The 14296-nt window shown below is 37.5% G+C and carries 13 protein-coding genes and 1 pseudogene; 8 read left to right on the top strand and 6 right to left on the bottom strand.

All coding sequences use genetic code 11. The features are described 5' to 3' along the window. Nucleotides 1-9 precede the first annotated feature (9 nt). Genes ABJ974_RS04450 through ABJ974_RS04435 form a run of 4 tightly spaced genes read left to right on the top strand, consistent with a single transcriptional unit; the run spans nucleotide 10 to nucleotide 4808 of the window. Entirely contained in the window at nucleotides 10-1440 is a 1431-nt protein-coding gene (locus tag ABJ974_RS04450) for an anion permease (RefSeq protein ID WP_419870182.1), read from the top strand. 17 nt (nucleotides 1441-1457) lie between these two features. Beyond that, nucleotides 1458-2114 carry a succinate dehydrogenase cytochrome b subunit gene (locus ABJ974_RS04445; RefSeq protein ID WP_419870181.1) on the top strand — a complete coding sequence of 219 codons (657 nt, stop codon included), beginning with the start codon at nucleotides 1458-1460 and terminating at the stop codon, nucleotides 2112-2114. 12 nt (nucleotides 2115-2126) lie between these two features. Continuing rightward, on the top strand, nucleotides 2127-4043 hold the full coding sequence (locus ABJ974_RS04440) for a fumarate reductase/succinate dehydrogenase flavoprotein subunit (protein WP_419870945.1): 1917 nt from the start codon (nucleotides 2127-2129) through the stop codon (nucleotides 4041-4043). Nucleotides 4044-4055: 12 nt separating this feature from the next. Next, nucleotides 4056-4808 carry a succinate dehydrogenase/fumarate reductase iron-sulfur subunit gene (locus tag ABJ974_RS04435; protein ID WP_419870180.1) on the top strand — a complete coding sequence of 251 codons (753 nt, stop codon included), beginning with the start codon at nucleotides 4056-4058 and terminating at the stop codon, nucleotides 4806-4808. An 80-nt stretch (nucleotides 4809-4888) separates the two neighbouring features. Here ABJ974_RS04435 and ABJ974_RS04430 read toward each other — a convergent pair whose 3' ends face one another. After that, complete coding sequence (locus ABJ974_RS04430) at nucleotides 4889-5902, bottom strand: nucleoid-associated protein (RefSeq protein WP_419870179.1); 1014 nt, start codon at nucleotides 5900-5902, stop codon at nucleotides 4889-4891. 176 nt (nucleotides 5903-6078) lie between these two features. Here ABJ974_RS04430 and ABJ974_RS04425 point away from each other — a divergent pair, with 176 nt between their 5' ends. The 4 genes from ABJ974_RS04425 to ABJ974_RS04410 all read left to right on the top strand — a co-directional run bounded on the left by ABJ974_RS04425 (nucleotide 6079) and on the right by ABJ974_RS04410 (nucleotide 9144). Continuing rightward, nucleotides 6079-6945: an AraC family transcriptional regulator gene (locus ABJ974_RS04425; protein WP_419870178.1), complete on the top strand. Its 867-nt coding sequence runs from the start codon at nucleotides 6079-6081 to the stop codon at nucleotides 6943-6945. A 121-nt stretch (nucleotides 6946-7066) separates the two neighbouring features. Then, a complete protein-coding gene (locus tag ABJ974_RS04420) occupies nucleotides 7067-7921 on the top strand; it encodes a nuclear transport factor 2 family protein (RefSeq protein WP_419870177.1) in 855 nt (284 codons plus the stop codon). Nucleotides 7922-8107: 186 nt separating this feature from the next. Next, a complete protein-coding gene (locus ABJ974_RS04415) occupies nucleotides 8108-8500 on the top strand; it encodes a DUF7674 family protein (protein ID WP_419870176.1) in 393 nt (130 codons plus the stop codon). 239 nt (nucleotides 8501-8739) lie between these two features. Further along, nucleotides 8740-9144, top strand: a complete 405-nt coding sequence (locus tag ABJ974_RS04410) for a DUF7674 family protein (protein WP_419870175.1) — start codon at nucleotides 8740-8742, stop codon at nucleotides 9142-9144. A 43-nt stretch (nucleotides 9145-9187) separates the two neighbouring features. Here ABJ974_RS04410 and ABJ974_RS04405 read toward each other — a convergent pair whose 3' ends face one another. The 5 genes and pseudogenes from ABJ974_RS04405 to ABJ974_RS04385 form a co-directional block, all read right to left on the bottom strand. After that, on the bottom strand, nucleotides 9188-9700 hold the full coding sequence (locus ABJ974_RS04405) for a thioredoxin family protein (RefSeq protein ID WP_419870174.1): 513 nt from the start codon (nucleotides 9698-9700) through the stop codon (nucleotides 9188-9190). 35 nt (nucleotides 9701-9735) lie between these two features. Then, nucleotides 9736-10035 carry a hypothetical protein gene (locus ABJ974_RS04400; RefSeq protein ID WP_419870173.1) on the bottom strand — a complete coding sequence of 100 codons (300 nt, stop codon included), beginning with the start codon at nucleotides 10033-10035 and terminating at the stop codon, nucleotides 9736-9738. Further along, a pseudogene (locus tag ABJ974_RS04395) lies at nucleotides 9947-10129 on the bottom strand (RHS repeat-associated core domain-containing protein); the annotation flags it as partial. The gene ABJ974_RS04400 and the pseudogene ABJ974_RS04395, both read right to left, overlap by 89 nt. 89 nt (nucleotides 10130-10218) lie before the next feature. Continuing rightward, on the bottom strand, nucleotides 10219-10815 hold the full coding sequence (locus tag ABJ974_RS04390) for a hypothetical protein (RefSeq protein ID WP_419870172.1): 597 nt from the start codon (nucleotides 10813-10815) through the stop codon (nucleotides 10219-10221). 7 nt (nucleotides 10816-10822) lie between these two features. Beyond that, nucleotides 10823-14296 (bottom strand): DUF6443 domain-containing protein, encoded by a 3474-nt coding sequence (locus ABJ974_RS04385; RefSeq protein ID WP_419870171.1) that lies wholly within the window; start codon nucleotides 14294-14296, stop codon nucleotides 10823-10825.

The following is a 14296-nucleotide window of genomic DNA, read 5'->3' as shown; positions in this document are numbered from 1 at the left end:
ATATTTGCCATGAAAGAAATTAATATTAAAAATATAGCCATCACCTTTGCCTTTGCGCTTGTGTTATGGTTTATTCCTACCCCTCAGGGAGTTTCTCCGGATGCGTGGCACTTATTTGCCATTTTCGCAGCCACTATTTTAGGAATTATTCTTAAAGCTGCTCCCATGGGAACCATGTGTATGATGGCTATAGGATTCACAGCACTCACTCAGGTATTAGCCCCGGGTGATGCAGGTAAATCCATTACCAAATCCCTTACGGGATTTGGAGATAAAGTAATTTGGTTAATCGGAATTTCTTTCTTTATAGCCCGGGGATTTATAAAAACCGGGCTTGGAAACCGTATTGCTTTTCTTTTTATAAGAATTTTTGGTAAAAGTTCTTTGGGATTAGCATACGGACTGGGGCTTGCAGATGTCTGCCTGGCCCCTGCCATTCCAAGTAATACCGCCAGAGGTGGTGGTATTATTTACCCAATTATGAAATCTATGGCCATCAGCTTTGATTCCGTTCCGGATAAGCCCGAAACCCATAGAAAACTCGGATCATTCCTTACTTTAAACAGTTATTACATGAACCTGATCGCATCATCCATGTTCTTAACCGGAACAGCAAGTAATCCGATGTGTCAGAAGTTCGCTGCCAATCTTGGGATTGATATCACCTGGATGTCATGGGCTGCAGCGGGTTTTCTTCCCGGTGCCGTTGCCTTTTTTGTAGTTCCGCTGGTACTGTATAAATTATATCCGCCTGAACTTAAAAAGACAGGAGATGCTCCTAAAATGGCAGCTCAGAAATTAAAAGAAATGGGGCCTATCTCCCGTCATGAATGGCTGATGCTTTTCGCTTTTTTCATCCTGCTGGCTTTATGGATCTTCGGAGGAACTCTTTCCATAGATGCTACAACCACTGCCTTCATAGGACTTACCTTATTGCTGCTTACCTCAGTTTTAACATGGGAAGATGTAAAAGCTGAAAAAGGAGCCTGGGACACGATTGTCTGGTTTGCCGTACTGGTCATGATGGCAAGTTCACTCAATGAGCTTGGTTTTATAGGATGGTTCAGTGATTTAATTAAAGCTAAAATCGGAGGATTAAGCTGGCAGACCGCATTTCCTGTGATCATACTGGTCTACTTCTTCAGTCACTATATTTTTGCCAGTGCTACGGCACACGTGGCAGCCATGTATGCGGCCTTACTGAGTGTAGGGGTTTCTTTAGGTATTCCTCCTATGCTATTGGCCATGATGCTTGGTTTTATGGGATCTGTTTACGGAGTTCTCACCCATTACGGACACGGACCGGCTCCTGTATTCTTCGGAAGCGGATATGTTGATCTTAAAGCATGGTGGCTACGTGGTCTGGAAATAGGAATTGTCCTGCTAGTCATCTATATGGTGGTAGGGGGCCTTTGGATGAAAATCTTAGGATATTATTAATTATTAAATAAAAACATATGCTGTCAACATTAACAAGAAAATTATTGATGTGTCTCACGGGGCTTTTTCTCAGTTTTTTTCTTTTAATCCATTTCCTGGGAAATCTCCAGCTTTTCCTTCCTCAGGAAGAAGCACATTTACAGTTCAATGCGTATTCTCATTTTTTATCAGGAAATGTTCTTATTAAGATCGTATCGTATGTTTTGTATGCTAGTATTATCATACATGCTTTAGACGGTCTAGTCATTACACTGAAAAATAAGAAAGCAGGAGCACACTATCAGAAGGACAAGAGAGGAAGAGCCAGTAAATGGTACACCCGAAATATGGGAATATTAGGTACTTTAATTTTAATTTTCCTGGTTATTCATTTTCAAAATTTCTGGTATATCTATAAATTCGGCAGCCTTCCGCTGGACCAAAACGGAAATAAAGATCTTTATATCCTGGTGGTAACCGTTTTTAAAGAATGGTGGTATGTAATTATTTACGTTCTATCCATGGTGGCATTGTGCTATCACCTTATCCATGGAATACATAGTGCAGCCCGGACTTTAGGGCTTTATCATCCTAAGTTTGTGAAATGGGTTAAAAATTTTGGCATTGCTTATTCCATCATTATCAGTGTCGGATTTGCCTTGATGCCCATCTATGTATTTTTTACAGCTAATTAAAAATGACTCATGATGATTTTAGATTCTAAAATTCCCAACGGTCCTTTGGAAGAAAAATGGACCAATTATAAAAAAACAGCAAAGCTTGTAAATCCTGCCAACCGTAAAAAACTGGATGTTATTGTCGTAGGAACCGGTCTGGCAGGAAGCTCAGTGGCTGCTTCACTAGGAGAAATGGGTTATAATGTTAAAGCATTTTGCTTTCAGGATAGTCCCAGAAGAGCTCATTCCGTGGCTGCACAGGGTGGGGTAAATGCTGCTAAAAACTATAAAAATGATGGTGACAGCGTTTACAGAATGTTTGTAGATACCCTTAAAGGCGGGGATTTCAGGGCACGTGAAGCCAATGTATACAGAATGGCTGAATGTTCTTTAAACCTGATCGACCAGGCTGTTGCCCAAGGGGTGCCATTCGGAAGAGAATACGGAGGTTATCTTAATAACCGGTCTTTCGGAGGTGTACAGGTAAGCCGGACTTTCTATGCACGGGGACAGACAGGCCAGCAATTACTTTTAGGTGCTTATCAGGCCCTTATGAGGCAGGTCGGCAAGAAAACGGTAGAACTGTTTTCACGCCACGAAATGCTTGACCTCGTTGTGGTAGACGGGAAAGCAAGAGGAATCATCGTACGGAACCTTGATACCGGAGAAATTGAGCGCCATGCCGCCCATGCCGTGGTTTTGGCCACCGGAGGATATGGAAAAATATATTATCTTTCCACATTGGCAATGGGCTGCAACGGTTCCGCCATATGGAGAGCTCACAAAAAAGGTGCTTTGATGGCATCTCCAAGCTGGATCCAGATCCACCCTACTTCATTACCTCAATCAGGGGATTACCAGTCTAAATTAACATTAATGTCCGAATCCCTGAGAAATGACGGAAGAATATGGGTTCCCTTAAACAAGGACGAAACCCGCCCACCCAACGATATTCCGGAAGAGGAAAGAGATTATTATCTTGAAAGAAGATACCCGGCATTCGGGAATCTGGCACCAAGGGATATTTCCTCCAGGGCCGCTAAAGAAAGAATCGACGCAGGCTTTGGAATTGGTCCTCTGAAAAATGCCGTATATCTGGACTTTTCGCGTGCCATAAAAGAACAGGGAAAAGAAAAAATCCAGGAGAAATACGGAAACCTTTTCGATATGTATCTGAAAATCACAGGTTACAATGCATATAACGAGCCTATGATGATTTCACCATCCGCCCACTTTTCGATGGGAGGATTATGGGTAGATTATGAATTAATGACCACCGTTCCGGGACTCTTTGCCCTAGGAGAAGCCAATTTTGCTGATCACGGAGCGAACAGGCTGGGAGCCAATTCTTTATTACAGGCTTCGGTAGACGGTTATTTTATTGCGCCTTATACGATTGCCAATTACTTATCCAACGAGATTCACACCGGAAAAATATCTCCCGAAAGTCCAGAGTTTGACAAAGCCGAACAGGAGGTAAAGGACCAGATTCAGGGATTGATGAATATCAATGGAGATAAAACCGTAGATCATTATCATAAAACCTTGGGTAAACTTCTCTATGATTATTGTGGACTGGCACGGAATGAAGAAGGATTAAAATATGCCATTGAAGAAATAAGAAAGCTAAAGCAGGAATTTTATACCCATGTCCGTATTTCGGGTCAGGGAAATGCAATGAATGTAGAACTCGAAAAAGCGGGACGTGTAGCTGATTATTTTGAAATAGGAGAATTGATGTGCTATGATGCCCTTACCAGAAACGAATCATGCGGTGCCCATTTCCGTGAGGAATTTCAGACTCCCGACGGGGAAGCTCTTAGAAATGATGAGGAGTTCCAATTCATCTCTGCGTGGAGCTGGACCGGTGAAAACAACCAGCCGGAACTGGTGAAGGAACCTTTAATTTTTGAAGAAATACAACCCACTGTACGCAGTTACAAATAAAACACAGAAGATATGGATTTACATCTTAAAATATGGAGACAAAAAGACCGACAATCAGAAGGTAAATTTGAGCAGTATGACCTGAAGGATCTGAATTCTCATATGTCCTTTCTTGAAATGCTGGATACGCTTAATGAAAAACTGATCGTAGAAGGAAAAGAACCGGTAGAGTTTGATCATGACTGCCGGGAAGGAATCTGCGGACAGTGTGGAATGATGATCAACGGACTGGCTCATGGACCGTTACAGCATACTACAACGTGCCAGCTTCACCTCCGTTCCTTTAAAGACGGTGAAACACTTACTATAGAACCTTTCCGGGCCGAAGCTTTTCCGGTAAAAAAAGATCTTAAAGTGGACCGTTCCGCATTGGACAGGATTATCGCTTCAGGAGGTTTTGTTTCGGTCAATACAGGGCAGGCTCCGGATGCAAGCTCTATTGCCGTCACTCATCAACTGGCAGAGGAAGCTTTTGATTCTGCAGCCTGCATTGGCTGTGGTGCGTGTGTAGCGACCTGTAAAAATGCCAGTGCCGCCTTATTCACTTCTGCAAAAGTTACCCATATGGCATTACTGCCTCAGGGCAAAGAGGAAAGAAGTGAGCGTGTAATTAATATGGTTACCCAAATGGATGAAGAACTATTCGGGCACTGCTCCAATACGGAAGCCTGCGAAGTGGAATGCCCGCAGGGAATCTCTGTATTAAATATCGCAAGAATGAATTACGAGTACAGCCGGGCTCTGTTTTTCAGAAAAAATAAATAAAATATGAATATCCTGAGGTTGAATAATCTTCAATACTGTCTGACAACACCGATTATTTCAGCCTCAGTACTTTCGTTGGTTTAAACTTCTTTATCAAAATATAAGATATAGAACTTCCCTTTTTCATCCTGTCCCTGGTCTATCATCTTCCGGTCACCATGTATGTAAATATGAAAGTTTTTATCCAGCTTGATAATACTTTTAAAATGCCTTTGCTGCTTCTTTACCGCTGAGGTATTAATAGGAAATTCTTCGGATATATTGACCTGCATGTCCTGCTCATAATCCGTTTTAAAATTAACAAAGCTTTCAATGACATTTTTGTCTTCCAATACTTCATTGGTAAATTCTTCAAAATCAAATTGTTCCTTTTCTTTAAAAAAGTTGATCGATTTATTTAAAAAATCCGCCTGATCCGCCTTGGAAACTTCAAACTCCTGGGGAAGCTGCTGGGTGATAAAATCTTTATACACCATTAATGTTTCCTGGGTATGGAAATATTCATCATCCCTCTGCTTTACTTTTAAAAAGTCTTCGAACCAATAATACAGATCTCCGTTTTTATTGTTATCCACCACGGAAAGTACATAGCCGCTTTCTTTATTGTTATTATAAATCAAGGCAGCTTTATCAATTTTGGATAATCCTATTCCCTGATCTTTTTCGATTTCAAAGGTTTCATTCTGAGGGAATATTTTCAAAAAGGATTCTCTTTTTTCTGTTTTAAAGATCCCGATAGAGTCAATTTTCCCGGCATCAGTCTCTTCGCCTTCAAAATACACAATGAAGAGTTCTCCTCCCTGCACTCTGGGATTTTCTGCCACTTCATAGAGATGCTTGGCTATATTTTCCGACTCCCACATGAACTTGGATTTATCTTCAAAAATTTCAGAAACCGAGCTATAAACAGGATTGTTCACCAGGTAGGAATCACTATAAAACTGGAAGCTTTCTTCAGATTTGAATGTTCCCAGGAAATAGTTTTCCAGCAGCTCCTGCATTCCTTCATCCAATATTAGCTCTTCCTGTGAAAGGATTAATGATTCTCCATTAATTTTATTTCCGACTCTGTGTACTGTAATTTTTGAAAACATCTTGTTATTTTGAATTGCAAAGATAAGGTTTGATATAAAAAATAAAAACATTTAAAGTTTATATTAAGTTTCAGTATTTTTCAGGACTCCTGACCTTATTGAAAGCTTTTCTGACTTATTATTTATTTTTTTTGCTTAATTTAACGCTAGCTATCCTATCATTTATCTATCCGGTATTGAAAAAGAATATAAAAAATCTCAAGTTCAATCAATCGAAAGCACCTTACGAATGTGAGGTGCTGGAACTGGATACCTTAATGAAAACCCTTGCTTCTTTTACTTATTTCGGAAAAACGGAAAGATTACATTTTTATCTGGTATTCATCATCACGGAAGGAAGTGGTAAGCATTTTGTGGACTTTAAGGAATATCATCTGGAAAAAGGAAGTATTTTATTTATTGCTCCGGGCCAAATCCAGGAATATCAGAATCATCCTCACTATAAAGGATATATGCTTCTTTTTATGGAGCATTTTTTTCAAAAGCAGGCAAATGACCTGGCTTTCCTCCATCAGTCCACGATATTTGATACTACTATTTCCAATGCTTTGGTGAAGCCCGATCCGGAAACTTTTTCCCAAATGCTTCAGCTGATAAGCCTATTGAAAAATGAGATATCTTCACCTGATTCTTTTGCTCGGGAAGAAAGTCTCCAAAAGTTTGTAAGCTTATTTTTAATTTATGGAGAAAGGCAAAAACAGAAATCCAGCACTCAAATCGTCAACAATCATTACTTGTCTCAATACTATCTTTTTAAGCAATTGCTGGAGCGTCACTTTTCTAAGGAGAGAAGTGTTGATTTTTATGCATCCCTAATGGCTGTAACTCCCAAAACCCTTAATAGAATTACCCAATCCATCATTCAAAAAACAGCTAAGGAATTTATTGACAACCGTACAGTTATAGAAATAAAACGTTTGCTGCTGTATGAAAAATTAAGTGTAAAAGAAATCGCTTATTCCCTTAATTTCAATGAGCCTACCAATCTTATTAAGTATTTCAAAAAAAATACAGGAACTACTCCTTCTTCTTATAAGAAATGACAACTGTCCCATTTTTACCTTTTATTGTCTATTTTTAACCTTTCCTGCTTTTTCCTATTATCTCATCTTTGTAATGTAAAAAAAACATCACAATACAAAATTTATTAAAAAAACAACACAAATGATTTCATTACAAAAGCTTATTTTCATTTTAGGATTGGGATTTCTGTTTGTCAGCTGTTCCAATGATGATCATACGGTCACTCAGGAGCCCAGCAGAAAAGAAAAAGCTCAATTGGTTCTGAAAAGTTTGGAAACCGGGGATGTCAGTATTGCCAATAAGTACATCAATGCGACCACTTACATTCAGCATAATCTTGATGCTGCGGATGGCAGAGACAGTTTTATAGCTTTACTCAATTCTCTGAAAGGCAGTAATTTGAAGGTTATCACGTCCCGAACTTTTGAGGATAAGGAAAATAATATCGTATTCCTGCATACCAAATATGAAAATCTTTTCGGGCAGACTTTCATTGCATTTGATGCTTTTCGCTTTGACAGTAATAATACCATTGTGGAACACTGGGACAACTTACAGGAAGAACAGCCTCTTAATCCAAGCAACCATTCGATGATTGATGGAGCAACGCAGGTAAAAGATCTTAATAAAACCGAAAGCAACAGAGCTATTGTAAAAGGGTTTGTAAATGATGTTCTTATCGGAGGTGATTTCTCAGTATTGGAAAATTATATTTCCTCCACTCAATATATTCAGCATAATCCCTGGATAGCTGACGGAATACAGGGACTACAAAATGGAGCATCCATCCTGGCCAGATATGACATACTGGAAGTAAAAAAGGTATGGGCAGAAGGAAACTTCGTCCTGGTAGGATCAAACATCACTTATGAAAATGAGCCTGCAGTTGTTTATGACTTATTCAGATTAGAAAACAATAAGATCGTGGAACACTGGGATGTTTTGGAGATGACTCCGCCACAAAGCCAGTGGCAGAATAATAATGGCAAATTCTAACGCATAACGCAAGAAGGTAAAAACACACACACAGATGAAAATCCCTGAGTCAGCTCAGGGATTTTTTTATGATCCGTTTCAATTTGATAATAACCTCCTCAAAATGATAGCAAATTATTATTGAAAACACAACACAAAAAACCATAAAAATTTAATTTACAAATACTTAAAAATAAAATACAGGTAATGGTATTCCATTGGATTGATCTTAACAAATCTTTACTTATGAATCAAAACCAATCCCTTAAGAAAATGCTTTTATCCCTTCCTGAAATCCAAAATTCAGCAGATCACACAGAAAAAAGTCCTTACGAAATGATCGAGGCTTTCACTAATCATATGCGATGGCTCATAGATCAAAACGACAACAAGCAAATCGAAGAGAATTTAAAAATAATCGGACAGGTCTATGAGGAAGCAAATTCTTCTTTAAAAAACGCCATCGACAATATTTTTATTTACTCTTTGGATCACTCCGCGAACTTTCATGGAGATAAGAACAGGGAAGACCTCCTAGGCTTGCTTCCTGCCAATTTGCGGTCAGTTTATCTCCATCAGGTTTACAAATCCGGACTTTAGGTCCTAAAAGATTTTGTTACATTTTTTACATTTTTTGTTACATAAATTTAAGATCCATGAAGTCAAAAATCAGAAAAAATTCAAACTGGAACCACTGGAAAACAACGAATTACAGGCATAGTACAGAAATTATCACTATTCATATATCTGCTATTATAGCCATATTTATTATAGTCTCATATCTATAATTTGGTACAGTTTTAGCAGCAATAAAACCATATCTTGAAAATATTTAAATTATGATGAATGTTGAGATACCAACTGTGAACAATAAAGTTGCTGTAGAATATTTAAAGGTTTTTTATCCTTCTCTTAAAAATGAAATCACCCAGTTATCCTATCAGGATAATTTAGCGGGAATTATCCAGGCTACCATTAATTATATAAAGACTCTTTTACAGGAATCCAAAACCAGTATGGTCGCCCGAAAAATAAAAACAATGGAATGGCTTTACAGAAATGGAAATACTTACATTAAAGATCTGATCGAAAATGTCTTTATACGGTCTTTTGAAAGTATGAGAAGAATCTCCGACCGACAACAATGGAGTCTTATCTATAAGTATATGCCTTTACAATTCCAGAAAATTTACGAGGATCAGGTAAAAAAAGATGAGCTGTTTTTTAAGAAAGTCCATCACTAACATATAAAAACTCCCACAGTGCTGCGGGAGTTTTTTTGTTTTATTATTTATTCAAAAAGGTCTTATAAATAACCTCTAACTCCTCTTTATTAAGTGTTGAAGACTGTTCCAGCTTTCCAATGAATGTATCTACTTCTCCCCTTGTGGATGGGGAACCCAGATTCTCTCCTTTCTCATTAAAAGAATTGGTAAGTATCTCCCCTTTTGAATTAAGAATTACCCAAAAAGGCAATCCTGCACTTTCTCCCTTAAACCGATTCATCAGTTCCTGACCTCCGGGATTTTCAATTGTTTTTTTATCTCCCCGCTCCTGAACATCAATATAAGCAGTCACATAATTTTTCTCAAAAAGAGGTCGGGTTTCCGGAAGGTTCATATTTTTTTCCATCAGCTTACACCATCTACACCATGATGCATGAAATACAAGCAATACATTTTTGTTTTCTGAGCCTGCCTGAGTGAGCGCCTTTTTAAGGATAACATCCGCCTTTTCCTGAGCAAAGCCTACCTGAAATAACAATACTGTAAATAATAAAATAATTTTTGAAAACTTCATGAGGGTTTAATTTAATTAATCTCTAGTCTACTAATTTAGTATTTTTTTTCGGGATAAGTTTTTGTAAGGCCATTATATCCTTCATGTTTTATTCCAAATGGATAATAATTATTCTCTTCCAGAACTTCTACTCCGCTAACATTATTGAAGTAGCTTAACCTCACATTGACTAAAGGACCTGTAATTTCATCACTTAAAAATAAAAACTTTCCCCTTCTCTTGCCTGATTCAATAAAAAGAGGTTCCATCAGAAACACCCCACCGTCCAATATCCGGCATATAAAACCTTGCACCGTAGTAATACATTCCAGATTCTGTCTGTAACTCTTTACCATTGTATTTATACTAATAGTTTGTATTACCTGTTAAACTATTGTATCCTTTATGTTTTAGCCCAAAAGGTTAATAGTTATTCTCTTCAAGAATTTCTTTATTTTAGAAGATCATATAAATAATAAACCCTTACATTTGTCTGGGTTTATTATTTTACGTGCTTTTTTGTATAATGAAAATTATCTTTACTCCTTTAATAATTTGTAGTTTGAATACTTTCCATCTAAACCTAAAGGGATTATAGTATTTTCTAATAACTTCCATTGTTCATTTTCAAATACTCTTTGCCGTTCAAACATAACATCAAAACAATTACTTTTTGTTCCAGTTATTTTATAAACAGGAGATTGTAAACCTTCAGAACTTACTAAATAAAAAAAATTAGGTTTCTCTTTAATAATACTTGCTTCAAATTGATTTTTATAAAGAACTGTATCTTTTTTATCCGAAATTAAATATAAATTATAATGAAATGGATTTCCTCTAAAATCTTTTACATTAATAGTAGTTATTTTTTGTTTTTTTAGTCCTTCAATAACATTCAATTTGGACTTTTGAGGATAGCTATCTAACACTATTATACTATCATTTCTTAACTGCCAATTTCCAAATATTTCATCTTTCAAAAATTCTGTGTTCTTATAATATCTAAAAGTTCCATCTTTCAATAAATTTATACTTTCAGAATAATGGGATGTTTTATACGAATATACTCCTGACTTATTTTGTGAAAAAATGGATATTGATGTTAATAAAAAGAATAAGTTAATTGTTTTTTTCATAATTTCATTATTTCTTTGAACTCCCTTTTTGATAATCTTTTTGCCATCCTTTGTATACTTCCTGAACAGGGATTCCTAATCTCCCTGCCTCTATCACCCTTTGTCTTAAAGCTTTGCCTTCTTTAGAGTTAATATTTATTGGACCCTCTGGTAAAGTTTGATATGCGGGAGGAATCATTGTAGTACCAAATTTAAGTACATCTGAGTTTTTCCAAACATATGTACTAGATTTTTCAATATAATCTCTACCTGATTTATGATATCTTTCTCTATTATATGCTTCTGTTTCATCACTAACGTCATATAAACTACCATAGCTTTTATTATCCGCTGCAATTGAGACTTCTCCTTTTTCAAATTGATAAGCATGTTTTAATTCGTGTCCAAGTAATCCATAATCGTTTTCAGATTTTATGATTACCTTATTAGAGCTAGCATCATAAGACATTCCACTGTCTCCCATACCCACATTTGAAACACTATAAACTTGATCAGACTTTTCTAAACTCGAAATCTCTCCAAGAATTCTTTCATTCACAGAAATTAACTTACTCCCCAATTCAGCATCCATACCTCCATCTTTAACAAATTGTTGAATTGTACTATTTGTATCCTTTAACATTTGTTTTTGCTTTTTCACTAAATCATCAGGATCTTCTATTGTCATTCCTGTAGGGTCAACAAACATAATAGGACTATTAATACAATAACTATACGGATTAATTGAAGGATATTTTTCCGCCAGCGGATCCACCACGCCCCATCTTCCTATATCCGGCATATAAAACCTTGCGCCATAATCATACATTCCAGATTCTGTTTGTAACTCCTTACCGTTATATTTATACTGATAATTAGTATTCCCAGCCAGCCCATTATATCCTTCATGCTTCATTCCAAAAGGATAATAATTATTCTCTTCCAGAACTTCTACTCCGCTACCATTATTGAAGTAGCTTAACCTCACATTGCCTAAATGATCCGTATAGTTGTAAATATACTTATTATTTTCAAAATTGTAGTAACCTTCGGCTGTAGGAACAAACTTTAACCCTAATACAGCTACCATATTCTTTCCTATAGTAGTATCATACTGGAAGCCATCCAGATATTCCGTAGTTCGGGAAAGTAAGGCTGTACTCCCCTCTACTCCTTTATAGTTATAGATCTTTCTTAGCTTAACTCCATCTGCACGATAAAGGTAGGAAGTATTCTCTCTGATAAGTCCGGTATGAGTAGATAGTGCCTTATTAAATAATATATATTTGGGTAGGTTCAGGTAATTGTAATCTATCTGCAAAATTCCTTTATCATTCTGGGTAATCATATTTCCATTAAGATCATAGGTAATGGGTGTTCCGGAGGTTTCAGGATAACCGCTATACTGCCCAGATACATCGGTAACGCTCTGAAGCTGGTTTCCTACATACACATAATCCAGGTTATCTATTAGCATGGCAGTATTACTTCCTACCGGTGCTCCTTCAGATCTCTTCAAATTGGTGATATTACCATTTAAGTCATAATCCAGCTTCTCAAAGTATTCTTTAGCGGATGGATTGGCGTCTTTCTGATAAAAGCCTGCTAAGAGTCTGTTTAATCCATCATAGACATACCCATATCTTCTCAAATTGTCCCCTGCTGCTGTGGCTGTCCGCCAGTCTATTTCTGCTATATTTCCATTGTATTTTGGGTTTACTTTTAAATTTGTAAAATCTCCATTAGGACTTTCTAATCCTTCTACCTGGTGGTATTTGATCTTATACCCAAACAGATCTGCTCCTAAGTTAGAGGGATCATTGATCTGGGTCATCCAGCCTCGGATATTGTATTTGTAATCAATCGTCTGAAGGGGTGATGCTGCACTGGTTCCTCCTACCTTCTTAGTCTTCAACTGAGAAAGTTCGTTATAGCTATTCTGAGCCAGAACCTCTGCAGTATTGCTATCTACCTGGTGGGTATGGGTTAACAGTCTGTTCTGATGGTCATACGTAAAGTTTTCAGTAATGATTCTTTCTGTATCCGTGCTTAAACGTTTATGATAGGTTTTAGATTGTTGAACGACTCCTGAAAAATCCAGTAAGGATTCTGTACGGGTGTAACCTCCCAAGTGGTTTACAGAATGGGTGGATATGGCTCTGCCTTTGGTATCGTAGAATGTATAGGCTTTGGTCCATTCATCATCTTCTATATTCTTGATATAGGTGGCTGTGGGCAAACCTTTGGTACTGATTATTGAACTTTGAGCATTCTGAGGTAAGATATTCTGACCCAACACCTGGGTAGGAAGACTGATCCCTCCTGCAAATGGTGGATATGTATCATAATAGTTAACACTTAAAATCTTACTCATATTAGCGGTAGGGTAAGCATTTTTGGTATAATAAAGCGTCACGCCACTCACCGTAAATACAGCACTTGAGGACCGGGACTCATTATTACTTCCCATGGCATCTACTAGGGCCTGTTCTGCTGCCCATCCTGCAACTCCATAAGCCTTAGTACTGGTATAGATTCCTGTATAAGCTACTCTCCCAAACTGGTCATATTTCGTGAATAACCATTGTTTATTGGCTCCTAATAAAACATTCTGGCTCATAATAAGCCTATCCTGCCTATCGTAGATCATATATTCCCATGCCTTGCCCGGCATCTTCTTAAGAACTTGTCTGCCTCTGCCATCATAACGGTATAAATAACATAGGGTACTTATTACAGTATTAACATTAGCAACTACCGACGCAAGAGGGGGAACTACAAAAGCCAATTGATTATACTCATTATAAACATAATAGGTATCGGCATTCTCAGTTCCGTTTACTTTTCTAACCAGGATAACCTGCCCCTGTCCATTCTTAAATTCTATGGTCTTATTACCATCTTCATCTGTAACTGTATTTTTATATAGCTGATTGGCTCCATAAGTTGCTGTATTGGTACTCAAAACTGAAGCTGTAGTTCCACTAGCCCAAGTGGTGGTAACTGTAAATTTTCTTACAGCATCAGCTGTGGTATTGGCATCATACTCAAATGTAACGGGTTTTGTGCTCCAGTCCGTTCCTACCTGGATCTGCTGCTGAACCCTATCCAAAGGTGAGTTCTCTAAGATCTTCTCTGCATAGATCTTCTCATTTCCGTAAATATCTGACTGGGTAGCATTGGATAAAGGAGTTGGGAAGATCGCACCATTTTGGGTATTGGATTGAGGAACCGGAAGGTAATCTTTTACCTGTCTCCCAAACTGATCGTATTCGATATGGGTAACTACATCTCTTCCAAGGGGGGATGATTTTACATTAACTACCTGGTTGGCTCTGCCTAGTCCGTCAAAATACTGAACGCTCTGTATTTGCTTGGCTGTTGTACTGCTCACGGTGACTGGCTCTAAATAAACCCGGCTCTGGATATAGTTCTCACTTGTTGTCTGCGCGTCTAAGCCTACTACAAACAATAGGCTTATAAGAAGGATTATTTTTTTCAT

The organism is Chryseobacterium sp. CT-SW4, from assembly GCF_048572715.1.
In the GTDB taxonomy this organism is placed as follows: Bacteria; Bacteroidota; Bacteroidia; order Flavobacteriales; family Weeksellaceae; genus Chryseobacterium.
Note: the sequence above shows the minus strand (reverse complement) of the source record. Positions and strands in the feature narration are given on the sequence as shown.

What these genes read in the sequence shown, in the direction of transcription:
- ABJ974_RS04450 (WP_419870182.1), top strand. Translation starts at nt 10, where the DNA reads ATGAAAGAAATTAATATTAAAAATATAGCCATCACCTTTGCCTTTGCG.
- ABJ974_RS04445 (WP_419870181.1), top strand. Translation starts at nt 1,458, where the DNA reads ATGCTGTCAACATTAACAAGAAAATTATTGATGTGTCTCACGGGGCTT.
- ABJ974_RS04440 (WP_419870945.1), top strand. Translation starts at nt 2,127, where the DNA reads ATGATTTTAGATTCTAAAATTCCCAACGGTCCTTTGGAAGAAAAATGG.
- ABJ974_RS04435 (WP_419870180.1), top strand. Translation starts at nt 4,056, where the DNA reads ATGGATTTACATCTTAAAATATGGAGACAAAAAGACCGACAATCAGAA.
- ABJ974_RS04430 (WP_419870179.1), bottom strand. Translation starts at nt 5,902, where the DNA reads ATGTTTTCAAAAATTACAGTACACAGAGTCGGAAATAAAATTAATGGA.
- ABJ974_RS04420 (WP_419870177.1), top strand. Translation starts at nt 7,067, where the DNA reads ATGATTTCATTACAAAAGCTTATTTTCATTTTAGGATTGGGATTTCTG.
- ABJ974_RS04415 (WP_419870176.1), top strand. Translation starts at nt 8,108, where the DNA reads ATGGTATTCCATTGGATTGATCTTAACAAATCTTTACTTATGAATCAA.
- ABJ974_RS04410 (WP_419870175.1), top strand. Translation starts at nt 8,740, where the DNA reads ATGATGAATGTTGAGATACCAACTGTGAACAATAAAGTTGCTGTAGAA.
- ABJ974_RS04405 (WP_419870174.1), bottom strand. Translation starts at nt 9,700, where the DNA reads ATGAAGTTTTCAAAAATTATTTTATTATTTACAGTATTGTTATTTCAG.
- ABJ974_RS04400 (WP_419870173.1), bottom strand. Translation starts at nt 10,035, where the DNA reads ATGGTAAAGAGTTACAGACAGAATCTGGAATGTATTACTACGGTGCAA.
- ABJ974_RS04390 (WP_419870172.1), bottom strand. Translation starts at nt 10,815, where the DNA reads ATGAAAAAAACAATTAACTTATTCTTTTTATTAACATCAATATCCATT.
- ABJ974_RS04385 (WP_419870171.1), bottom strand. Translation starts at nt 14,296, where the DNA reads ATGAAAAAAATAATCCTTCTTATAAGCCTATTGTTTGTAGTAGGCTTA.